General features: G+C 47.0%; 18 protein-coding genes and 3 tRNA genes. 8 read left to right on the top strand and 13 right to left on the bottom strand.

The genetic code is table 11. The annotated features are described in order from the left end of the window. Nucleotides 1–36: 36 nt before the first annotated feature. The 7 genes from tssH to tssB all read right to left on the bottom strand — a co-directional run bounded on the left by tssH (nucleotide 37) and on the right by tssB (nucleotide 9,153). A complete protein-coding gene (gene tssH, locus SPM24T3_RS00925; protein ID WP_009634800.1) occupies nucleotides 37–2,685 on the bottom strand; it encodes a type VI secretion system ATPase TssH in 2,649 nt (882 codons plus the stop codon). Nucleotides 2,686–2,849: 164 nt separating this feature from the next. Further along, nucleotides 2,850–3,341: an Hcp family type VI secretion system effector gene (locus tag SPM24T3_RS00920; protein ID WP_009634799.1), complete on the bottom strand. Its 492-nt coding sequence runs from the start codon at nucleotides 3,339–3,341 to the stop codon at nucleotides 2,850–2,852. Nucleotides 3,342–3,344: 3 nt separating this feature from the next. Continuing rightward, nucleotides 3,345–5,078: an OmpA family protein gene (locus SPM24T3_RS00915; protein ID WP_009634798.1), complete on the bottom strand. Its 1,734-nt coding sequence runs from the start codon at nucleotides 5,076–5,078 to the stop codon at nucleotides 3,345–3,347. Between the two features lie 3 nt (nucleotides 5,079–5,081). Then, a complete protein-coding gene (tssL, locus tag SPM24T3_RS00910; protein WP_009634797.1) occupies nucleotides 5,082–5,735 on the bottom strand; it encodes a type VI secretion system protein TssL, short form in 654 nt (217 codons plus the stop codon). Next, nucleotides 5,732–7,069: a type VI secretion system baseplate subunit TssK gene (gene tssK / locus SPM24T3_RS00905; protein ID WP_009634795.1), complete on the bottom strand. Its 1,338-nt coding sequence runs from the start codon at nucleotides 7,067–7,069 to the stop codon at nucleotides 5,732–5,734. The genes tssL and tssK overlap by 4 nt, the downstream gene beginning before the upstream one ends. A gap of 10 nt (nucleotides 7,070–7,079) precedes the next feature. Next, complete coding sequence (gene tssC / locus SPM24T3_RS00900) at nucleotides 7,080–8,627, bottom strand: type VI secretion system contractile sheath large subunit (protein ID WP_037377288.1); 1,548 nt, start codon at nucleotides 8,625–8,627, stop codon at nucleotides 7,080–7,082. A 28-nt stretch (nucleotides 8,628–8,655) separates the two neighbouring features. After that, nucleotides 8,656–9,153 carry a type VI secretion system contractile sheath small subunit gene (tssB, locus tag SPM24T3_RS00895; protein ID WP_009634792.1) on the bottom strand — a complete coding sequence of 166 codons (498 nt, stop codon included), beginning with the start codon at nucleotides 9,151–9,153 and terminating at the stop codon, nucleotides 8,656–8,658. 942 nt (nucleotides 9,154–10,095) lie between these two features. On the opposite strand from tssB, the gene ovoA reads away from it, so the two are divergent. From ovoA to SPM24T3_RS00885, 3 genes are all read left to right on the top strand, one after another. Next, a complete protein-coding gene (gene ovoA, locus SPM24T3_RS00890) occupies nucleotides 10,096–12,237 on the top strand; it encodes a 5-histidylcysteine sulfoxide synthase (protein WP_009634791.1) in 2,142 nt (713 codons plus the stop codon). Between the two features lie 508 nt (nucleotides 12,238–12,745). Next, entirely contained in the window at nucleotides 12,746–13,294 is a 549-nt protein-coding gene (locus tag SPM24T3_RS24440) for a winged helix-turn-helix domain-containing protein (protein WP_071988397.1), read from the top strand. A 175-nt stretch (nucleotides 13,295–13,469) separates the two neighbouring features. After that, on the top strand, nucleotides 13,470–13,943 hold the full coding sequence (locus SPM24T3_RS00885) for a hypothetical protein (protein ID WP_009634789.1): 474 nt from the start codon (nucleotides 13,470–13,472) through the stop codon (nucleotides 13,941–13,943). A gap of 59 nt (nucleotides 13,944–14,002) precedes the next feature. Here SPM24T3_RS00885 and SPM24T3_RS00880 read toward each other — a convergent pair whose 3' ends face one another. After that, a complete protein-coding gene (locus SPM24T3_RS00880; protein ID WP_037377287.1) occupies nucleotides 14,003–14,959 on the bottom strand; it encodes a helix-turn-helix domain-containing protein in 957 nt (318 codons plus the stop codon). 395 nt (nucleotides 14,960–15,354) lie between these two features. Here SPM24T3_RS00880 and SPM24T3_RS00875 point away from each other — a divergent pair, with 395 nt between their 5' ends. Next, on the top strand, nucleotides 15,355–17,019 hold the full coding sequence (locus SPM24T3_RS00875; protein WP_009634787.1) for a dihydroxyacetone kinase subunit DhaK: 1,665 nt from the start codon (nucleotides 15,355–15,357) through the stop codon (nucleotides 17,017–17,019). Between the two features lie 349 nt (nucleotides 17,020–17,368). Beyond that, on the top strand, nucleotides 17,369–17,653 hold the full coding sequence (locus SPM24T3_RS00870) for a DUF1435 domain-containing protein (RefSeq protein WP_009634786.1): 285 nt from the start codon (nucleotides 17,369–17,371) through the stop codon (nucleotides 17,651–17,653). Nucleotides 17,654–17,826: 173 nt separating this feature from the next. Here the strand turns inward: SPM24T3_RS00870 and SPM24T3_RS00865 are convergent. From SPM24T3_RS00865 to SPM24T3_RS00850, 4 genes are all read right to left on the bottom strand, one after another. Then, nucleotides 17,827–17,913 (bottom strand) — tRNA-Leu (locus SPM24T3_RS00865). A 60-nt stretch (nucleotides 17,914–17,973) separates the two neighbouring features. Next, nucleotides 17,974–18,060: transfer RNA gene (locus SPM24T3_RS00860), tRNA-Leu, on the bottom strand. A 38-nt stretch (nucleotides 18,061–18,098) separates the two neighbouring features. Beyond that, a tRNA-Leu gene (locus SPM24T3_RS00855) sits at nucleotides 18,099–18,185 on the bottom strand. Nucleotides 18,186–18,400: 215 nt separating this feature from the next. Further along, nucleotides 18,401–19,294 (bottom strand): LysR family transcriptional regulator, encoded by an 894-nt coding sequence (locus tag SPM24T3_RS00850; RefSeq protein ID WP_009634785.1) that lies wholly within the window; start codon nucleotides 19,292–19,294, stop codon nucleotides 18,401–18,403. Between the two features lie 116 nt (nucleotides 19,295–19,410). Here SPM24T3_RS00850 and SPM24T3_RS00845 point away from each other — a divergent pair, with 116 nt between their 5' ends. Beyond that, on the top strand, nucleotides 19,411–20,406 hold the full coding sequence (locus SPM24T3_RS00845; protein WP_009634784.1) for an aldo/keto reductase: 996 nt from the start codon (nucleotides 19,411–19,413) through the stop codon (nucleotides 20,404–20,406). A gap of 382 nt (nucleotides 20,407–20,788) precedes the next feature. On the opposite strand, the gene rsmC is transcribed toward SPM24T3_RS00845, so the two are convergent. Next, entirely contained in the window at nucleotides 20,789–21,835 is a 1,047-nt protein-coding gene (gene rsmC / locus SPM24T3_RS00840; protein WP_009634783.1) for a 16S rRNA (guanine(1207)-N(2))-methyltransferase RsmC, read from the bottom strand. A gap of 111 nt (nucleotides 21,836–21,946) precedes the next feature. Between rsmC and SPM24T3_RS00835 the strand changes: the two genes are divergently transcribed. Both SPM24T3_RS00835 and rimI read left to right on the top strand, forming a co-directional pair. After that, on the top strand, nucleotides 21,947–22,378 hold the full coding sequence (locus SPM24T3_RS00835; protein ID WP_009634782.1) for a DNA polymerase III subunit psi: 432 nt from the start codon (nucleotides 21,947–21,949) through the stop codon (nucleotides 22,376–22,378). Continuing rightward, nucleotides 22,329–22,772 (top strand): ribosomal protein S18-alanine N-acetyltransferase, encoded by a 444-nt coding sequence (gene rimI / locus SPM24T3_RS00830; RefSeq protein ID WP_009634781.1) that lies wholly within the window; start codon nucleotides 22,329–22,331, stop codon nucleotides 22,770–22,772. The genes SPM24T3_RS00835 and rimI overlap by 50 nt, the downstream gene beginning before the upstream one ends. The last annotated feature ends 9 nt before the right edge of the window (nucleotides 22,773–22,781 follow it).

Genomic DNA, 22,781 nt, shown 5'->3' with positions numbered 1-22,781 from the left:
TTTTTATTAAGGAGTGGCGTGTTATAGACTCGGCTGTTACATATTTTCAGACTGATTTTCAAACTCTAACGTTATTCCTTGCTTCTCACACCAGCCTAGAGTTAGCAAAGAGGATTTCCACTGAGTTGGCTTACGGCTTAATAGTTGTTGACTCAGCACTGGCAGAATTTGTTGATTAAGCAGGCTATTGATGTTTCGCGCCCCAGCATCAGGCAGAAGGCAGGCGGCAACCAAAGTATCGTAGAGACGATCTTGAATGATGCATTGCAGGCCATAATGTTTGTTCAGACGTTTTGTAACCTGCCTCAATTTTATTTCAGCAATGTTGCGAAGCGCGTCGGCGTTAAGCGGCCGATAGATTAGGGTCTGAAAACGAGCAAGAAGAGCCGGCTGAAAATGGTTGCGCAGTATCGGATGAATAAGTTCGTGCAAATTACTGTGGGTTGACTCCGGCTGGTCATCGAGCCGTTGCATCAATCGGTCGCTGCCTAAATTAGCTGTCATTAGAATCACGGTATTACGAAAATCAATTTCGCGCCCTTCGCCGTCACGCATTATTCCTCTGTCGAAGACCTGAAAAAAAAGATTAATAACGTCACTGTGCGCTTTCTCGACTTCATCAAGCAGCACCACGCTGTAAGGACGTTTGCGAACGGCTTCGGTGAGGATGCCCCCTTGCCCATAACCGACATAACCCGGGGGCGAGCCTTTAAGTTGAGAAACGGTATGAGCCTCCTGATACTCCGACATATTGATAGTTATCAATGATTTTTGGCCACCAAAGAGAGTCTCGGCCAACGCTGCCGCAGTCTTGGTTTTACCTACGCCGCTGGGACCCACTAACAAAAATACCCCTAATGGACCCTTCTCTGAGGTCAATCCGGTTTTAGCTGCACGCAGGCGTTGGGCCATTGCCGTTAGCGCCGCATCCTGGCCTATTACAATTTCCGCAAGATGGCTTTCCAATAGTAGCAAATCACTTTGCTCATCTTTTAGCAGGCTGCCGAGCGGAATACCGGTCCAGTCCGCAATCACTGTGGCGACGGTGCGAGCATCAACGTCGAGCGATAACAGGGGATTATTCCCTTGAGTATCGCTTAACTGCTGTTGCAGTTTTTTTAAAATTCCGGTGTCCGCAGGTTGCTTACGGGCTTCAATAATCAAAGAAATTAAGCGTTTTTCTTCTTTATATTGTTGCTCGGCGGTCTGCTGCTCGATAGTCAATTCCATATGGCGCTGATCAATCTCTTTCAGGCGGGAACATCCTCGATCAGGCATTAGCCGTTTATCCTGTTCGATGGCTTGTCGTTCCATCTCCAGCGCCGCAAGCCCGGAGTTAATCTGCGTCAGTGCTTCCGGCTGGGCATCTATACTCATGCGCACCCTCGCGCCCGCGGTATCTAGTAGATCGATAGCTTTGTCAGGCAGCTGTCGGCCAGTGAGAAACCGGCGTGAAAGGTTAATTGCAGCGATTATCGCGTTATCAAGAATATTTACACAATGGTGTTGAGCGTAGCGACTTTTCAAACCACGCAGCATCATGCTGGCTTTTGCGTCGTCAGGCTCATCCACTTTGACTATCTGGAATCGGCGCTCCAGAGCGGCATCGCGTTCAAAATACTGTTTGTACTCAGACCAGGTCGTGGCAGCAATAGTACGTAATTCTCCCCGTGCCAAAGCGGGTTTCAGCAGGTTTGCCGCGTCAGCACCACCGGCCAGATTGCCTGCACCAATAATTGTATGGGCTTCATCGATAAACAGCAGAATTGGCGCTGGTGATTGCTGCACCGCTTCGATTACATTCTTCAGACGCTGTTCGAACTCACCTTTGACGCCTGCACCCGCCTGCAATAGACCAAGATCTAAAGTGCGCAGGCTAATTGATTTTAAACTTTCCGGCACATTCCCCTCAATAATGCGTAGTGCAAGGCCTTCGACCAACGCTGTCTTGCCCACTCCCGGCTCCCCCACCAAAATGGGATTGTTTTTACGACGCCGTGAGAGGATGTCGATCATCTGGCGGATCTCGGTATCGCGGCCAAAGATCGGATCAATCTGCCCGGCTTTGGCTTTTGCCGTGATGTCTACGGTGAACTTGTTTAATACTGCCTGATGAGACTCGTTTAAGTTCAGCCTATTTATACTGGTGTGCGGTGAGAGTTCATGTTGCGAGGCAAAGGGAACAATTAAATCTGCTGGCTGCTGTAATTCTGGACGCTCATCCGATTGTTGGTTTAGTAAAGGTAAAAGGCGCGTTATTTGGGCAGAGCTTAGACTGAATAGCGGCCATGTCCCTTCACTGCGCAGCAACTGCGGTTGTGAAACTAATGCTTTCAGTAGATGTATGCTACGGATATGTTTGGCATTGTCCTGTAATGAAGCCGTCAGCCATGCAGACTGCATCAGCGCATTCAATGACTCGGATAAAATCGGCGGAGAGTTTATCGAATGCGCGAGTTGGTCGAGATGGGTTAGTAGATTTTGCCAAAGGTTGTCCATATTCCATTCATAGCGGCGGGCCAAAACGGTGATATCACCCTCGCCTAATTCCAACAGTTTCAGAAGCCAATGCTCAATGGTTATCTCAGCGTGGGCGCGGTTATGGCAGAGAGTAGCGGCCGCTTCAAGTGCTTTTGCACAGTAGGGGTTAAGGCGACGGAGTAGATCGGCTGACTGATTTTCCACACTGTATTCCTTTTTGAATACGCTACCGCCCGTAGCCTTTCCTTTGCAGGAACCCAGGCCCATAGGGTCGATGTCCGAATTATTCCGCTGTTGGCAAAAAGACCTGATTGAGCCGTTTTGCCAACAATAAAAGCAGCAGACGACGAATCGTCTGCTGTGAGGTTTTACGCAGTTGCGCGTTCGTTCCAGGAGTCAGAATGAATAATGTTGCCGTCTTTATAGGTCCAGGTGATTTTTTCGTAACGTAATTCAATGAGTTCAAGATGGTTATGTTTTTCAAAGGCAGGATCTTTGGTGTCGTGCATTTTTGGCGAGACTTTCACCAGTTTCACGTTCTCGAGCTTGGTTGTGTAATACACCACTTCCTCACCTGAAGAATCGATGCGGTACCATTTAAACTCGGCCGATTTCAATGTTTGGCCAGTAGTGACTGCTTTGTATAAATAAGGGCTCGAGCAGTCGATTTCTTTAGTAAACAGGAATGGGGTGTGAATACGGGTGCCGGTCAGCTTGCCGGTGTTGTTATCTGTGGGGATATAAAGGCTATGATCTTGTGCAACCACTTCGATACTGCCTTCGCGGTCTTTGACTTCCACAGCCCCTTTGATGTTGGTGCCACCGTCGTCTTTTAGCCAAAGATAGATTGGAATTGCCATGATTTACTTCTCCTTGCTGGTTGTTATTCCGGTATCAGAATCTGATGCCAGTTGATGTTTTCTCGTTGGGCAGCCGTTGGCCTGCGTTTGCAGAGTAATTTCGACACGTCGGTTAGCCGCTCGGCCTTCTGTGGTGTCGTTCGATGCCAAAGGGCGTCTGGCACCATATCCCTTGATAACAAAACAGGACGGTGAGATTTCGCTGGTTGCAAGCATCCAGCTTCTAAGTGCTTCGGCGCGTTTTTGGGACAAAACCTGGTTTTTCCGGGCATCGCCTGTGCTGTCGGTATGGCCTGCTATTACAATTAACTTGCCGGGTTGGGATTGAATGTTGATGAGTGCCTTGATCAATACTTTGTTTGAATCTGGCTTGAGGGCAGATTTGCCGACGTCAAAAAGTGACAGACTGTCGATACTTAGCGTCTTCGGCTGCTTGTCGTTTGTCTTGATAACAGGTGGCGGCGTTGAAATTGGTAGAGGCGGCGACCCGCTGTTGATAGCCGCGGTGAGCGGTGCAATCAGCCGCATCCCTTGATAAAGACCAAGAGACATATTCATTGGAGAACCATCAAGCAACCAGCCATCCAACAATTGTGCATCCGCGCGAAGCTGCTGCCGGGCCTGAGTTTTAGCGGCTGGAAGAGTACCTGTCAGTCCGTTGTATAATGACAAGTGAACGCCTACGCTTTGGATTAGACGCTGGTTATTGAAAAACGAGCCCAATAGCGCAAACAGTAGAAAAATCCCGCCGAGAAGCCCAAAGAGTTGCCAGGTTTGCATCAGTCGTGAGATGGCACGGCGCCGAGGTAAGTAGGGCAGCAGAACTTCAGGCAAGGTTAAAGATGATGGGATACTAGAAGCCAGGATTGGCAAGGATGTCATCGTGGCAATATGTCTCTGCCAAAGATTGCCAGCAGCGCATTGCACCGGCATAAAACAGACGCCACATGCGCAGGGGATAATGGGTAAGGCATCTCCCTGTGGTTGCGACAAGATGCTTTGAATATTAGCTTGGTACCAAGACTGTAAGCTTTCCAACCATAGCGTAATGCTGAATCTTTCCTGAAGGTTGCAAGCAGCCTGATGATGGCTCCATTCCTCCAGTGGGATAGAGACTGAACCCGCCTCGTGAACCTGAATCCCTTTTTGAAAAGGAGTGATCGTGTACCAGCGATCTGCCTGCTCGGAAGGGTTTCCAAGAGATGAAATCCAGAGGCTAAACCACACTGGCGGGACGCCGTTTAGCCAACATTTGCACTGTGCGATGGCCCGCTGCCAGCTTCGCAGGGACTGCGCAACCTCATCAATCTCTTGGTGTTGCTCCGGTACGATGGCCATTAATATAGATATTTGGGCTATTAGGGCCGGGCGTTCAGTAGAAAGAATTTGCGCAATAATGGGCAGTTGTTCCGGGGTTTTTACCGGTAAATAAAAGCTCAGACGAGATTCTCGAAAGAGCTTCAATGTTGAAAAAAGAGTTTTATAGTCGGCACAAACTAAAATGACCGCCCCCTGAAAATCCTCTGGCGGCAGAACTGAATTTTCGAAATGCTGGTGAGCAACTTTGTGAAGACAATACCTGCGCCACTGAAAGTAACCGGTCGTAATGCTGATTGTGGCCGTCAGCAGGCTTAAAACTATTTGGTTACTGGCAGGCAAAATCCAAATGCCGAGAATTAGCCATAGCGCAAGGCTGGTCCCAACAAGCAGCATTATTAATCGGATTGGTCCACTCATCTGCTATTGGCTCCCGATCAGTTGCGTCACCATGTGTGCCAAGGTGGTGGAGAGTGTTAACCAGAGTGCAAATAGAGCTGTTGAACCTGCCGCCCATAAGAGCCAGTAATTCCTTGGACTAGAGTACAAATGCGATGGGCATGATATAACCGGCATTTCCTGTGAAGTCGTAAAGGCGGGGACTAGCTTGCTTAACTTGCGAACGATATCTTCTCGGCGCTGATCTCCTGTATGTCGATAACAGCCGGTAAATCCCAGGGAGAGGGCACGATAAAAACAGGTCAGTACTGCCGTATCAGGCGTTGGATCCATTAAAACAGTGCGAATACGTTCCCAGAGTTCTTCACCGGCGTTGAGGGTATTGAAGTAGCGCGCCTGAAGCGGGTCTTGCAGCCATTTATTGTAACCGCTGTCCTTTTGTTGCCTATTTAGGACACTTTCATCCAACAACGCGCACTGGGTATAAAGCATATGGTCGCAGCAGATATTGCTAAAACCAGCTTGCAATAAAGTCTCGCGAGCGATGTCGATCCACTCGCAGGCGCGTTTATATAAAGCTTCGCCATCTTCAATCTCATGGCCATTACGTAACTGGCTGACCATTAACCAACATGGATAAAACACCTTATCAACCATGGAGATATTTATTTTGCTCATGAGCGCAGCACCGCGAAGAGTTCGAGTTTGATATCCCCCAGGGAGCCGGGTGTATAAAAAGCGCAATTGCCGGCATCCAACATGGCTTTGGCTTCAGGGCTGCTAAGGTTTAGAGCAAAGTATTGATTTTCAAGGCGTAGCGGGATAGCTGCCGGAACGTGAGACAGTGCCTTCATCACTACACCGCTCAGCGCAATGTTGACCACGTCAGTCACATCTTCAAAGCTGCCTGCCTTACATAGCAGTGGGAACTGTGTCTGCAATAGGTGTCTTGGGATTGAAGAGCGAACTGAAAGATAGAAATCGGCCTCTTCCCGCAGGCGGGCATCAAGCAGAGAACTGGTCCAAAATTGGCCTTTGTGTACCAGTTCGATTACCACCATGCGCGAAGGTAGACTCGTTTCGAGCAGGGCATCGAGCAGGGCAAAAAGAGGTGGGAATACCTTTTCTGGCGTTGTGTGGAGGTAAGGTGGGATGTCCTCTGATTTATGCTCAAGAGAAAAGGTCAGCAGGCTCCCGGCAAGGCGAACCAGTTCACGGTAAAATAATTCAGGGTGCCGGAAAGGAGTTTGATAAAGTTCCCTTAATACCGGCTCGGCGCTATTTAACGCATTGAGCAACCAAAACAGTGAGACATCTGCTACGGCAAAGTCAGCCATACGCTCATTGCTCTCGCGGCGCATGGTCATCAGGCGGCCACGGCGCGCCTGCAAACGATGAAGTAAATCTCCTAATCCGTTCAATACGACCTGACTTGCTGCTAGAGACAGCATAGGCGGGATGAAATTTTCATCCTGAACCCACACGCTCTGGACATTGCGTTTTAATCTCACGATAGGACAGACTAAATAGGCGCTGTTTTCCTGGTGTGCAAAACGCAGTGTGATAGCGTGGCGCATCACAGCCAGCTCACTTCGTTCATGCTCGGCAAGCTCCTGTACTGTTATCCACTCTTGTTGCCAGCGACGGGGGCGTTCGCTATCTTGCCCATTGTCCAGATTGCCGCCATTGGCTGAAAGCAAAGGTAAGGCCAGTACCACGTCAACGTTATCAAGATTTGAAATTTTAGAAAGATCACATGCAGGAGGCAGGTTATCGGCCAATTCGGTGTCTATTTGTGTACCATCGGGAAAACGAACTACAAGTTGCAGCGCATTTAGGCGCTCCAGCGCCAGTGATCCACTGTCAAACGTTGCTTTGATCACTCCCCAGGGATTAGCGAGTGCCATATGTGCAATGCCGTCTGCGACATAGGCATCCCAACGAGCCTGTTGCTGGAATTGCTGTGGAGTCAAAAAAGCCCCGTCGTTCCATAACGGACGAAAAATTTTCATTGTATTCCCGCTATGCCTTTGCCTTTGGCATTTGAGAAACCAGCGACAGGTTCACGTCCATGCCTTCAACCTGAAAGTGCGGGACGGCATAGAGTTTTACTCGGAAGAAACCAGGATTGTCCTCGATATCTTCGACCGTAACTTTTGCATCACGCAGAGGATGCGAAGCCTGTAAGTCGTCGCCGGGATCAGTCATTTCAGTGACCAAGGTTCGCACCCAAGTATTAAGTTCAAGTTCGAGCAGGCGGCGATCTTTTGTCGTACCAATGTTTTCGCGCTGGATAAGCTTGAGATAATGCGCGATGCGCGATAGTAGGAAGACATAGGGTAGCCGCGAATTTATCCGGCTATTGGCGGTTGCATCGGCAGTGTCATAAATTGCCGGTATCTGTGCCGAATTTGCAGAAAAGAAGCACGAGTAATCGCGATTTTTATAGTATGAAAGAGGGATGAAACCCAGATTGGAAAACTCGAATTCACGAGTCTCTGAAATCATGACCTCAGAAGGAATTTTTACCTGATTACCCGTTCCTAAATCGTAAAGATGAATCGGGAGATCGGTGACTGCGCCACCCGCCTGTGGACCCCGAATTTGTACGCACCAACCATTTTTGATGAAGCTTTTCATCATGTTGGCCGCAAAGGCAAAAGAGGCGTTAGTCCAAAGATATTTCTGATGATCCGGGCCTTTGACTTCTTCGACGTAATTGAAACTACGCACTGGCAAAGTATCGGGTCCGTAAGGCAAACGGCCCAACACCCTGGGCATAGTCAGGCCGATATAACGAGAGTCATCTGTATCTCGAAACGCTTTCCACTTAATGTATTCCGCGCGTTCAAAGTAATTGCCAATGTCTTTTATTGCCGCAACTTCTTCCATTGATGTTTTTAGAAAGAATTCAGGGCCTACTGATCCAATGAAAGGCATATGTGCAGCGGCAGAAACTTTTGAAATATTTTTAAGTAATGCAATATCTTGTGGACTGGCGTCAAACTCGTAGTTTGAAATAACAGAAGCAATGGGCTCTCCGCCTGGCGTATCGTATTCCTGGATGTAAGTATGGCGATACATCCCGCTCTGAATTATTTCAGGGCAGTCCTCGAAGTCTTGGCGCAGGTCATTTTTCGATACGTCGAGTAGCTCAATTTTGACGTTCTGACGAAAATCAGTACGATCAACCAGAAATTTTAGACCTCGCCACCCTGACTCAACTCTCTGAAAATCAGGATGATGCATAACCACATCCAATTGAAGGCTGATTTGCTCGTCGAGCATGGCTATGTGGCCATCCAATAGTGTTTTATCCAGACGATCGACTTTTTGGCCAGACTGTTTGAGGCGTTCCAGAAATACCTGAACTGCAGCAGTAACGCGTTCATCGGTAGTGACATCAGACAAAGCCTGACTGTCCTGAAAAAGGTTAACGTCACCCAAACACGACACGGGAGTAAGATTTATTTTTTTAAACAGAGACGCATAAACACTTTCGGTGTCTCCAATTTCCAGAAGGCTGGTTTTATTTTGTGGTGTATTTTTTGCATTAACAGACATGAGCATCCTCCGGTGTAATCCGGTTCAGTCAGAGTTAGGCGTTATCAGGGGCGAGGGCCGCCAGTTCATTACGTAAGTTTTCGCTCAGTGCATCGTCTTTGAGGATTGCCTCAAGTTCTTTTCGAAAGGTGGCGTTATCTAAAAGATTAGATTTGAGGTCACGTAAAAGATTGCGCATTGCTAGCATCACACGCAGATGCGGAATTTGGCGGGCAACTTGTTCGGGTTCGAAATCTTTCATGTCATTGAATATAAGAGAAATATTTTCTTCACTATGGTTGCCGGCCTGAGTGTTTTCGACAGTTAGATTCAACGATGGACGATATTCGGCGAGTACGCTGTTAAAGTTGTTTTTATTAATATTTACCTTATCGCGATCTGATAACAAACGTTTCTCTTTGCCATTACTGTAATCACCCATAATCATTAATTTTAAAGGTAGCTCTGTTTTTTTATTTTTTCCGCCGGTGTGTAGGTCAAGTTTAATATTAACGCGTGCTTTAGGGATCTCATTCTGGAAGCTGTTAGTCATAGTTAGTCTCATTTCCTGTAATTAAAATAGTGTTTTCTCGACGTACTGGTAATTGGTATTTTTGCTTCATGTCTGGCCATGGCAGAAAATTAATTAAATACGTTCACTACAATAATGCGAGATGGCTGACTTGTGGTCTTATAATATCCCTCGATTGCAATTAATCAATATCGGCAAGTTTAATGTAATAAAAAAGTTAGATTACTGTTATGAAATAAAAGGGTTTTATTTTTAAAAGTTTTTTTCAAAAGGATTTTTTTATTTTTTTAAACATTGGTTTTTTAGAAATGGTTTTAGTTAATGTTTTTTTGAGTATTTAGAATTATATTTATTACTTTTCTATTGGTGGTTTATTTCCAATAAATTTCTTATTTTGCGGTTTTATTTATTTTTTCAAAAGGAGCGCTATTGTTTTTTTCTCATTGTTATGAGATATAGGGTCTGATTGATTGGATGACTGTTGTGTAAGGGGGGAATACCACCTTTGAGCAAGGATTTATTATTAATTAAGCTACGTTTCCAATTTAAAGAAATTATTTACTGTTATGTAGCCGTCTGAGGGTGCCATTAATATTAAATTGTTTTACCGAATAAAAATATATCTTAAGTCATTCACAAACAATGCGAACGAAAATACGACTCAAGTCTACCCATGCTATAGCATGCTGATCAAAGTTCGCGTAACTCCATCGTATCGCAGTTTACGAAACAGGTTTTCATTGTAGAATGTGGAAGCGATCAACTATTGATCTCGTATCCAAACATTTCTGTTTACAAAACTTATCAAGACCCAGCTTGTTGATTCCACTCAATATGTCAAAAAAAGACTTTCCATGACTACAGCTCTCAGGCACATAACGTTAGAAGGTTTAGGCATAACTGATTTTTCAGCCTGCTACACTTATTCCCATTCGAGTAAAAAACCAGAGGCAAAGAATAAAGATGGCGAGCAATAAAGCGGTCAACGCAGGATTACCAGAGCCAACACGAACTTTACTGTTGAGCGGTGATAACGTTGAGAAAAAACGCGAAGAAATTTTGACCTATTTTAACCAGACCTGGGAATTATACGAGAGCCTGTTCGAATGCCTGGCAGACGAGCGTGCCTACTTCACGAAGGCGATTCCCCTGCGTCATCCACTGATCTTTTATTTTGGTCATACCGCTACCTTTTATATCAATAAATTGATGGCTGCGGGTCTGATCGATGAGCGAGTCGATTCGCACATCGAAGCGATGCTGGCCATTGGCGTTGATGAGATGAGCTGGGACGATCTGGACAACAGTCATTATGACTGGCCATCGGTTTCCGAATTGCGCGACTACCGCGGTAAAGTCAATCGCCGTGTGGTTGAACTGATTGAAACCATGCCGATAACACTGCCGCTGGATTGGGAAAGTCCGGCGTGGATTATCATGATGGGCATTGAGCACGAGCGAATTCATCTTGAGACCTCAAGCGTGCTGATGCGTCAGTTGCCGATCGAGTGGTTGCAGCCACAGTCTCATTGGCCAGCCTGCCAAAAAGCTCGTACCGATCGCACGGCAGTGCCTGAAAATTCATTAGTATCATTGCCGGAAACTGCGATCACGCTGGGTAAAACCGATGATACCTACGGCTGGGACAACGAATACGGTAGCTATGAGAGCAAAGTTAGCGCGTTTAAAGCCAGTAAAATGCTGGTTAGCAATGCTGAGTTCTTCGAATTTGTGCAGGCCGGTGGCTATCAGGACTCGCAATGGTGGGATGAAGAGGGGCAAGGTTGGCTGTCATTCTCTAAAGCAGAAATGCCAACATTTTGGGTAGGTTCGATAACTGACCCTGCTAATCTAAAATTGCGTCTGCTAACGGAAGAAGTGACGATGCCATGGGATTGGCCGGCCGAGGTTAATCAGCTCGAGGCCGCGGCTTTCTGTCGCTGGAAAGCGGATGAGACTGGCAAGTCAATTCAGTTGCCAACGGAATCTGAATGGTACGTGCTACGTCAGCAGGTTGAAGGCGATCAGACCGACTGGCAGAAAGCACCAGGTAATATCAATCTGGCCTGGTGGGCGTCGAGTTGCCCGGTAGACAGTTTCGCGCAAGGCGATTTTTTTGATATCGTGGGCAACGTCTGGCAATGGACTACGACGCCAATCAGCGGTTTTGACGGTTTCAAAATTCACCCTCTTTACGATGATTTCTCAACTCCGACCTTTGACGGCAAGCACGCTATCATCAAAGGCGGCAGTTGGATTTCAACCGGTAACGAGGCGCTAAAGTCTGCACGTTATGCATTCCGCCGCCATTTCTTCCAGCATGCCGGTTTCCGTTATGTGGTTTCCACGCATCAGGAGAAAGTTACCATTAATCCTTATGAAACCGATACGCTGGTTTCCCAATATCTTGATTTCCAATATGGTCCAAGCTATTTCAACGTGGCGAATTATGCACGGGCGCTGGTTGATATCGCCGAGCAAATTGTTGAGAAACGCGGTTCGGCGCTGGATATTGGTTGTGCGACCGGACGTGCCAGCTTCGAGCTGGCCCGCACTTTCGATAAAGTCACTGGAATGGATTACTCTGCACGATTTATTGACGTAGCTCTTTCCTTGGTTCGTGGTGAAGAACGCCGCTATCTCATGCCGGAAGAGGGCGATCTGATGCAATATTGTCAGGCAAGCCTGTCTGATATTGGTATTTCGGCAGATCAGGCGGAGCGCGTGAATTTTGTGCAGGGCGATGCCTGTAATCTAAAACCTCAGTATCAGGCGTACGATCTTGTGTTGGCATCCAATCTTGTGGACCGCCTGCGCGAACCTAAACGCTTCCTGCGCGACATTACTACTCGTATTGTCAGCGGCGGTATTCTGATGCTGTCTTCTCCTTATACCTGGCTTGAAGAGTTTACGCCTAAGGAGAATTGGATCGGTGGTGTGCGTGAAAATGGAGAGGCGTTAACCACCTATCAGGCATTACAGCGATTGCTGGCGGCTGATTTTGTTGAAGTTCAGGCTCCGGTTGATGTTCCATTTGTTATTCGTGAAACGGCTAGAAAGCACCAGCACACGGTGGCACAACTGACCGTTTGGCGTAAGCGTTAAAATTAGCCGGCTCAATACTGTTGAGCCGGCACTTAATTATCAGGTTTTTCTCAGAGTTTCCTCAGGCTTTTCAAGTTTCATTTCTGCTTAAACTAAGAGGCTTCTTCAAGCGCCGTTAAAATCGACACTCGTTTCTTTATTCTAATCATCAGGTAGTAGAATCTAACAGTTTCAATGACAAATGAAAGGTAATCAGAATTCACTCCTATAAGAGATAATGAATTATCTTCCCATCATATTTTGCTAATTATAATTTGAATATAATGTGATTTTTTCATGAGTAATTGAGATGTGAAGTAAAAGTAAATTACATGTTTTCATTATCTGATAAAACCCTGAGAATGTGACCTGTGTCCATGGCCCAGGTGGAGCGGATATGATATGTTCCAAATCAACTTATTGGCTCTAGTGATAAATTAACTAAATTTCGATAATTAAAAATTTTTTGATTATCAGATTTAAATTAAGAAAAAACTCTCCTGTACGCAGACTGAATTAAGGATTTTTTATGGCAAGTAATAAAGTGCCCTTGCGAGAGGGGATTTATTATAATTCGACATTTTCGTGTCTGGAGAGCACCGCCGGTGATATTCACCTAACACCCAATGAAAAAAAGATACTTGAAATAATATTGGATAAGCGCGGGCGAAAAGACACCATCATTGACGAAATATGGCATCAAAAAGGCATAGTAGTTAGCGAGTCTAGTTACCATCAGTTAGTGAAAATGTTGCGCAGGAAATTTACAGCCGCGGGTTTACCCTCTTCTTGTCTTAAAACCATACCTCGTTATGGCATTGTGTATGTCAACGAGGCGGTGATAAAACCTGAGTGTTTGCCTGACACCTACCGCTGTCTCCCGACTGCTATCAAGGAGCTGCTTCCTTACGGAGCAGGGGGGATGTCATCACGCAGGCAAATTTTTTTGCCCCGCAATATCTGGGGCACAACAAGTTATCGTCCAGGTATTTTACTGTTTTCATTATATTTACTGCATCTTTATTCATGTTTGCCTTGCTCTCAAACACTTTCTCGTCGAATTACTTCAAGCAAATAAAATATCTCAATCAGGTGAATTATTACATGGCACCTTCGGCGCAGGTATCTGAGGCAATATGGCAGCGAATTGAACAACATATTTTACCAATGACGCGTGAGGTTTATGTTGCATCCAACGGTCCAAAAATGTGGGTAGCCTACTGTGAAAAGAGTATCTATAAGGATGATGTGCCTTGCGCTTACAAACATTTTTCAGTGTACTAATTGCCATAATGGCTTTGGCCTTTGCTGGATACTTTATCAGCGTCAAACTGTTCTTTAATAACCCTTTACCGGATGCGCCTTGCAGTATGGAAATCACTAACGGTGAGTTTATTAACGATCAGTTTAAAAACTACCGATTCAATGGCAGCATCACACTATGGTTAAATTCAAATATGATCACTATTTTTGGCATATATGATACTAGTGAGGGGAAGAAACAGTTGAATCGTAGTCTGCTGCTTGAAAATGTTAAAAGGCAGTCGAATGTAATCACGGCATATGTTAAAACGACTAATATTGCTCCAGGCGACGAGCTACATGGCGTTGGGAGCTTTTTTGCCGCAAAAGATCAGTCTTTAACCTTTCATTTTGAAAAAATTAAACGGGGAGAATATTTAGTCATGATAAATAATAATTGGGTATCTCTCTGCAAAGAGCATTGAACTAAAATTGCAATATTGGTCTTCGTTAAGTATTGGTTATTTAAAATAATTTAAAGTTTTCACTTAATACGAAAATTGCAGGGTGATTCTCCGTAAAATTTTAAAAAGGCGCGGCGCATTCCTTTAACTCCGGAAAATCCACACAGGCTAGCGATTTTGTCCAGCGAGAGTCTCCCTTGAATCACGTGATTTCGAGCGACCTCGGCACGAATCTGCGCGATGGCTTTAGCCGGAGATGTGCTGGTTTCTTCTTTAAAAAGTCGACTAAATTGTCTGGCACTTAAATTAGCAAGCTCTGCTAATTGTGTAATGGTGACTGTATTACAAAGATTTTGCCTGATATAACGTAGCGACAAGTTTATTCTTTCACTATTACCGTGGCAGGAAAAATTCTCCAGCACCGCAAGTTGACTGTTATTTTCATATTTATTAAACAATCGTTCAACGATATTCATCAATTGCATTGCCTCGGCCGCCCCTGACTCTTCCTCGATAAACGTTAATATAAGATCAATTCCAGCCCAGTGCCCGCTAGCGGCCCAAACATGGTTGTTAAATATCAGCACAGATTCCTTTTTGAAATTTACATTTGGCATTGCGCTATCAAAAGTCGAAAGATGATAAAGTTTTGCTTCCTCTTCCAGAGAGGCCAGAAAAAAAAGTGGAGATGTCAGGCCCTTGATTGTCACAGGTTCTATACCGAGATATTTTACTTTATGATTACTGTCATTTTGCAGATCAGCGGATGCAGCGTTATTCCATGCAGGATGAAAATTTTCTAAATTCTCCATGATAAACAAACTATTAAGCATTATAAGGCTTTTGCTGGTCGTTATGCTAGATTCAACAGGAAGCTGGCAGGCGCTATAAACAGTACCGCCCTTTGATGATAATAGAATAAGCTGATAGCGTTTCTTCTTCATCCTTATTGAGTTTGCTAAATCGAGTACGGCAGATAACCGCGAAAGAGTTAACATATTAAATCCATTAGAAATAAAACAGCCTATTTTTTTCATTGTGGGCGCTCTGATAAGCTCAAATCATCCAGTATGAGTGACTTGTTTATTTACGTTTGAAGTTAAATTAAATAATAAACAGTTATTCCAATAAGCTGTTATTTTTATTTGGCTGATCATAATGTGGAATGACTCATCCCGTCAATATTGAAGGCGCTACCTGTTTGCTATATTTATTTATCCTGTTGTGGTTTGGTTTATCAATGTGCGCATCATCACGCAATAATATATAAATCTCGGCAATAATAACTTTGCAATGATAACGCAAACATATCGTTAAAATTTTCACTATGCTTGGAGAGATTCTTGGCTTTGGTTAGTTTGAACGAATTAATAAAAAACTCACCATGACTATTTGACAGTATTTTTATCACCACAAAAGGAGTTCATCCGGTATGTCTAATTTCTTCATGAACGACCGCAAGACGCTGATTAATGACGTAATTGAAGGGGTGATCTTAACCTCACCTTTCAAGAATCTAGCCAAATTGGATGTAGACTCAGCGATTCGTGTCGTGGTCAGAAGCGACTGGGATAAAAAGAAAGTAGCGCTAATCTCTGGTGGTGGTTCTGGGCATGAACCTGCTCACGTTGGTTTTGTTGGTAAAGGCATGCTAACTGCTGCGGTATGCGGTGACGTATTCGCTTCACCGAGTGTTGATGCTGTGTTGAATGCGATTGTTGCAGTCTCTGGCGACGCCGGATGTTTACTGATTGTGAAAAACTACACCGGTGATCGTCTCAACTTTGGTCTGGCGGCTGAAAAAGCTAAACACCTCGGCTATAAAGTCGATTTAGTGATGGTGTCTGATGACATTGCTTTGCCAGATAATAAGCAGCCGCGCGGTATTGCCGGCACAGCTCTAGTGCATAAAGTCGCGGGTTATGCGGCCGAGCAGGGCAAGTCGTTGGAAGAGGTGACTAAAATCGCTCAGCAAGCCATTGATGCCACCTCGAGCATCGGCGTTGCCATGCACGGTTGTAATTTGCCGGGTGGAGATGACGAAGAAGATGAGAGCGATCGTATCGCTGCCGGTCACGTTGAGTTAGGTCTTGGAATTCATGGTGAACCGGGTGTGTCAGTTTTGAAAACACACAATAGCCAAAAAATAGTTAAAACACTGGTCGAATTGCTGCAAAAAGAGCTGAAGAAAAGCCACAAAGTTGCGGTGCTGATTAACAATCTTGGCGGCGTTTCACCGCTGGAGATGAATCAGATCACCAAAGAGCTAGTACATTCTGACCTCGCGAGCGCCATCAAGTATCTCATAGGCCCTGCTGCTCTGGTGAGCGCGTTGGATATGAAAGGTTTCTCACTCTCAACCATCGTGCTGAACAAGGACATTGAAGAAGCTTTATTGGCAGAGGTTGAAGCCTCGGGCTGGCATCCGCTGGTCAAACTCGAGAAATTGCCACTACAGAAGGTTAAATTAATCAGCCAGAAAGTGAAGATCAAAGCTTCGAGCAATGCAACGGTTGGCAACATTGTGAAAGTGATTACAGAAACACTGATTTCGCTGGAAGGTGAATTGAACAAGCTCGATGCCAAGGTGGGAGATGGCGATACCGGCTCGACTTTTGCGTCGGGCGCCAAAGATATTCTCGAACTCAACGAAGGCAACAAACTGCCACAGGACGATTTCGCATCGTTGTTCGCGGTTGTCGGCGATCGTCTGGCGACAGTGATGGGCGGCTCGAGCGGCGTATTGATGTCGATATTCTTTACCGCTGCCGGGCAGAAAGTTGGCGAGCAAGAATCGCTTGCCCAGTCCCTGCTGTTTGGCCTGGAGCGCATGAAGCATTACGGTGGGGCTGATTTGGGCGATCGCACGCTAATCGATGCTTTACAGCCAGCTTTGGAAGCGTTGGATAAAAAAACAGGAGATTTAGCCGGTGCAGCCAATGCAGCGGCCAAAGGAGCCAAAGACACCGCGAGCATGAAAAAAGCCAACGCCGGTCGGTCCTCATATCTCAACAGTGACAGTCTGAAAGGGGTGAAAGATCCTGGCGCGGTAGCGGTTGAACACGTCTTTGCTGCGTTATTGGCACTGCATAAATAACTGGGACAGTTTAATGAGCCGAGACATGAGCAGTCCTGGCATAGATTGACATTTTTGTGCTCTCAAAACGCCTGATGCCCTTGCATCGGGCGTTTTGTTGTTTCGCCCTGCACTAGATAATAGCTAATATATTCAAATAATTGGCTATAAATTGTATCTGCGCCAATTTTGATGGCGTTCTAACGGGGTCTCAGGAATGTCACTTTTTGCTTCTCTCTCAGGGTGCCAATCACAGTTATTTATAAAACATAATGCTAATTGCACAAAAAGCATTCAACAAACGGATGCGCGATGAGAAAAGTTGCTATATGCTACTAGTTATCATTATCAGTTAGCGTGGGACAGCAGCATGATTGCAGCAATAGTTACGGCGTGTGGATTGTGGGGAGTGAGTTGGTCTTTTGGCAAGCGTTTGTCTAGCGGATGGGGCGTGTTATTACCTTGTGCACTGCTGCCCGTTTTAGCGCTGGCAAATCTGTCGTTGGATCATCTGAAGTATCTGGTGATTATCGCGATGCTGGCGACGCTTATCATGTTGTTCCACAGCAAACTGAGACATTACTTGTTGCTGCCGTCATTTATGGCATTGGCTGGCGGACTGGCTGCTGTGTCGGTAAACTTTAATTTGATGTGAAAAAGAGAGCTGAGCTTTAGTAAAATTTTTTTTCAGAAATAAAAAGATGATTTTTAACGTCTTGAGTTGAAGAGAGATTCTTGCGGAGAGTAAGGCGAGTGTTTTGAAGCTGTTGTATTTTAAAACAATAGTATTTAAAGCAATGGTATTTTGAAGCTATTGTAAGAGTCATCTGGTGCGAAGAGAGGGACTTGAACCCTCACGTCCGTAAGAACACTAACACCTGAAGCTAGCGCGTCTACCAATTCCGCCACCTTCGCACAAATGATTACTTACTTGCGATAATTCTGTTTCTTTTGGCATCTGCGATACAAACACATTGGTGCGAAGAGAGGGACTTGAACCCTCACGTCCGTAAGAACACTAACACCTGAAGCTAGCGCGTCTACCAATTCCGCCACCTTCGCAACGTTCTGCGTTGTACTGTTTACTGCCTATGGTTGTTTGGTGCGAAGAGAGGGACTTGAACCCTCACGTCCGTAAGAACACTAACACCTGAAGCTAGCGCGTCTACCAATTCCGCCACCTTCGCAAACCGTTTCTTAACGTATAAAACATCGTCTATACGAGTAAGCAACCACGGGGCCGAATTCTAGAGATTTTAGCGAGGGCGTCAATAGTTATTTCATTGAAAGGCGATGATTGCTGTAAAAAAGCGCAGTTTTCGCCCGAATAGCAGGATATTCAAGCGGATGATCTGCTTGTCGTTGGTTTTATAGGCGTTTTTTGATCGCCGACTTTACTTGTTTATAATCGTGAAAACAGTTCAATAAGCCAGTCGAGCAGCACTCGGACGCGCGGCGCCAGAAAACGCCCAGGTGGATACATAATGTACAGCGGCATGGGCGGCGGAGTGAAACCAGGAAGCACCTCAATCAATTCTCCACGCGAAATATCCCCCGCGACGACACGTCGTGAGGTCTGAATCAGCCCAAATCCAGATTTTGCGGCTGCAATGTAGGCGTCTGCGCCGCTCACGGTCAGCGTGTGATCCATCATTACCTGCTGGACTTTCTTGTTGATAACAAATTCAAGATGCGATTCGGGGCGTTGGTGGGCAAAAAAATAAGCTACGGCCCGATGCTGCTTAAGATCAGCAATGTTGACGGGCACGCCGTAGCGCTGCAAATAATCCCTCGAGGCACAGGTAATCTGCTCCAGCATGGCGATAGGTCGCGACTGAAGATTCTCGTTTTCCGCAGGCCATGCGCGGATCACGCAATCGACACCCTGATGCAGCAGATCAACCGCATTATCATTAGCGCTGACGGTAAGGCTTATCAGCGGATAGCGCGCGGAAAACTCTTGTAGCGCGGGCAGCACGATTTCACGCGCCGCAGAATGGGGCATATCAATGCGTACATGGCCTTCAGGCTGTGCCTGATGGTGCGCAAACAGATTATGCGCCTCGTCGAATGCCGCCAGCAGTTGCAGACAGCGCTGATAATATTGCTCGCCTTCCTCGGTAATTTTCACCTGTCGCGTGGTTCGCAGAAAAAGTCGCACCCCAAGACGCTGCTCGAGCATCTTTAAAGTGGTGCTTACCGTGGCGCGCGGTAAATCGAGATCTTCTGCCGCGCGTGTAAAGCTGCCCAACTCTGTTATGCGGGTAAAAATCCGCATCGCCTGAATCTGATCCACGCTGGTTTCTCATTGTTTGCGATTTCTGAACAGTGTTGCACAGATTAGCGGATTTATCTTTGAGCGGTAAACAACCAAACTGATTTTCATCGACGGAACAATCAGAGGGAATAAACATGCAACAACGTCAATTAGGCAAAAACGGTCCAATGGTCTCGGCGCTGGGTTTAGGCTGCATGGGGATGAGCGAATTTTACACCGGCAATATGGACGAGAAAGAGTCGCTGGCGACGCTGGACCGCGCGCTTGAGCTAGGGGTGACCATGCTTGATACCGCCGACATGTATGGCCCTTATACCAATGAGGAACTGCTGGGCAGAGCATTGCAGGGGCGTCGCAATCAGGTATTCCTGGCAACCAAGTTTGGCATCGTCCGTGACCCGACGAATCCTCATGCCAGAGGCACAAACGGACATCCGGACTACATTCGCAAGTCAGTGGAAGGTAGCCTAAAACGCCTGCAAACCGATGTCATTGACCTTTATTATCAGCATCGCGCCGATCCTGCTGTACCGATTGAAGATACCATTGGCGCGCTGGCGGATTTAGTGCGTGAAGGTAAAATCCGTTATATCGGCTTGAGTGAGGTGGGTACCGCCACGCTGGAGCGGGCGCACGAGGTGCATCCAATTAGCGCGCTGCAAACAGAATACTCGCTGTGGAGCCGCGACGTGGAAGAAAGCATCCTGCCAGCCTGTGAGCGTCTGGGGATTGCCTTTGTGCCTTACAGCCCGTTAGGCCGCGGTTTTTTGACTGGCACCATTCGTTCACCTGAAGATTTAGCCGACAATGATTTCCGCAAACATAATCCGCGTTTTCAGGGGGATAATTTCGAAAAAAATCTGCAGTTGGCGGATAAAGTGGCCGAACTCGCCAGCGAGAAAGGCGTGAAGCCTTCCCAGCTGGCGTTGGCGTGGGTATTGGCACAGGGGGAAAATATTGTGCCAATCCCGGGAACAAAGCGTCGTATTTATCTTGAAGAGAACATCGCCGCGCTTGATGTCATCCTGAATGAAGCCGAACTCGCGGCGATCGAAGCTGCTTTTCCTCTGCACTCTGCTTCTGGTCAGCGGTATGCGGCAGAGATGATGCGTATTCTTGGCAATTCCTAGCTATATCTTTCGAGCTACAGGCGCGTTCGCTGTCCTCAGTCGCCCCGGTCACTTACCGATGTAAGCTCCCGGGGACTTCTTCAGTTGCTGCCTTCCTGTCGCTCGAAATCTATAAGCTATTGTCGCTATATCTTCCAAACACAGGTGTGTTCGCTGTCTTCAGTCGCCCCGGTCACTTACTGATGTAAGCTCCCGGGGACTTCTTCAGTTAATGCCTTCCTGTCGCTCGAAATCTATAAGCTATTGTCGCTATATCTTTCAAACACAGGTGCGTTCGCTGTCCTCAGTCGCCCCGGTCACTTACCGATGTAAGCTCCCGGGGACTTCTTCAGTTGCTGCCTTCCTGTCGCTCGAAATCTATAAGCTATTAACTTTCAGATTATTAACGCTTTTTCTTTTTATCGTCGCGCGGCGGACGGCCACGGGTGGCTTCGTACACTTTGAAACGGCCGTTCTGCGCCAGTACTTCATGGTTACCGAAGGTAGCGTCTAAAAGCGCTGCATAAGGCAGGAAGGCGTTAGCCACGATACGCAGTTTACCGCCAATATTCAGGTGGTTAACTGCGCCGCGGATCAGCTGCTCGGAAGCGTGCAGGCTGGTTTGCAGGCCTTCGTGGAAAGGCGGGTTCGAAATGATCATGTCGAAACGGCCTTTGATGTCGGAATAGACATTACTGGCAATCACTTCGCCGGTTAGCCCGTTGGCTTCAAGCGTAGCGCGGCTTGCGGCCAGCGCGGCGGCACCGACATCACTGAGGGTGACTTTCATTTTTGGCGAATAAGTTGCCAGCACAGAAGCCAGCACGCCGGAACCGCTGGCGATATCCAACACTTTGCCTTTAATTGGCTCTTCAAAGCTGTTGAGCAGCAGCAGGCTGCCGCTGTCCAGACCTTCTCGGCTGAATACGCCTGGCAGGGTTTTGATGGTGACTTCTTCGACCATATAAGTCTGCCACCAGTCTTCGGCGTCGAACTCTGGCTGCTTTTCCAGACGGCCATGATAGAGGCCACAGCGGCGGGCGCTGTCAATTTTATCCAGCTGGCAGAACTCAGACAGGATTTCTTCCGCACTGCGCACGCCGCTGCGGTTTTCACCGACCACGAACACGTCAATGCCCAGTGGCAGGGTAGAAAGCAGGTTGAACAGCTGGAACTTGGCTTCCTGCTTGCTCTTCGGCCAGTAATAAATCAGCAAATCGCTGGCAGCGATAAACTCGGCATCCGCCACCAGACCAAACTGCACGTCATCTTTCAATGAAGCGCTGAGCATTTGCCAGTGGTGATATTGATTGGTATGGACTCGCACGTTTTCAGCATCGAAATCGGCTGGCAGGTCATCTTGTAAATCGCCGGCGAACAGTACGCGGCGGCCGGTAAAATCATCGCTGTGGCGCAGTATGACTTCACTGGCCGGGGTTAATGCTGACATCAGATAAGGCTCCTCAGGAATATGGGCGGCATTATAGAGGTTTATTGGCGCAGGTTCGATGTGTTTGCTAGCATAGCGCGCTATAAGAGTCGCCAACGGGCAGGAAAAAGCATGGCTTCAAGACGAGACTGGCTATTACAGCAGCTGGGAATAACCCAGTGGACGCTGCGTCGCCCCACGGTTTTACAAGGTGAAGTGGCCGTCAGTCTGCCGGACCAGACAAAGCTGCTAATTGTTGCCGACGTGCTGCCGCTGGAAGGCGATTTATTGGTAAAAGACGTGATCCGCAGCCTCAATCTGCACGATTCGCAGGTTTATTGCCTGCAAACGGAGCAGGTCGCGATGCTGCCGGAAGACACGCACTGCAATACCTGGCGACTGGGCATTAGCGAACCGTTAACGGTCGCGGGTGCGCAGTTATCTAGCCCGGCGCTGGCCGAGCTTTCTCAAGACGCTGGAGCCAAACGCGCGCTCTGGCAGCAGATTTGTGAAAATGAACAACATTTCTATCCTGACCCCCGCGGATCTGACGCGCGCCTTTGAGATTGAACAGGCCAGCCACGCCTTTCCCTGGAGTGAAAAAACGTTTGCGACTAATCAGGGCGAACGTTATATCAATCTCAAGTTAGAACAGCAGGGCAAAATGGTAGGTTTTGCGATTGTGCAGACCGTGCTGGACGAAGCCACGCTGTTTAATATTGCCATTGATCCCGCCTATCAACGGCAGGGATTGGGGCGTATTTTGCTCGAAGAAATTCTCGCTCAGCTTGAAACTCGCGACGTGTTTACGCTTTGGCTGGAGGTTCGCGCTTCCAATCGTGGGGCAATTTCGCTGTATGAGAGTATGGGATTCAACGAGGTTTCGATTCGCCGTAATTACTATCCAGCGGCCTCCGGGCGCGAAGATGCCATTATCATGGCATTGCCGATTGGCTGAAAAAGCGGG

Source organism: Serratia sp. M24T3, from assembly GCF_000257645.1.
Lineage (GTDB): Bacteria > Pseudomonadota > Gammaproteobacteria > Enterobacterales > Enterobacteriaceae > Rouxiella.
This window is presented reverse-complemented; position numbering and strand designations above follow the sequence as displayed.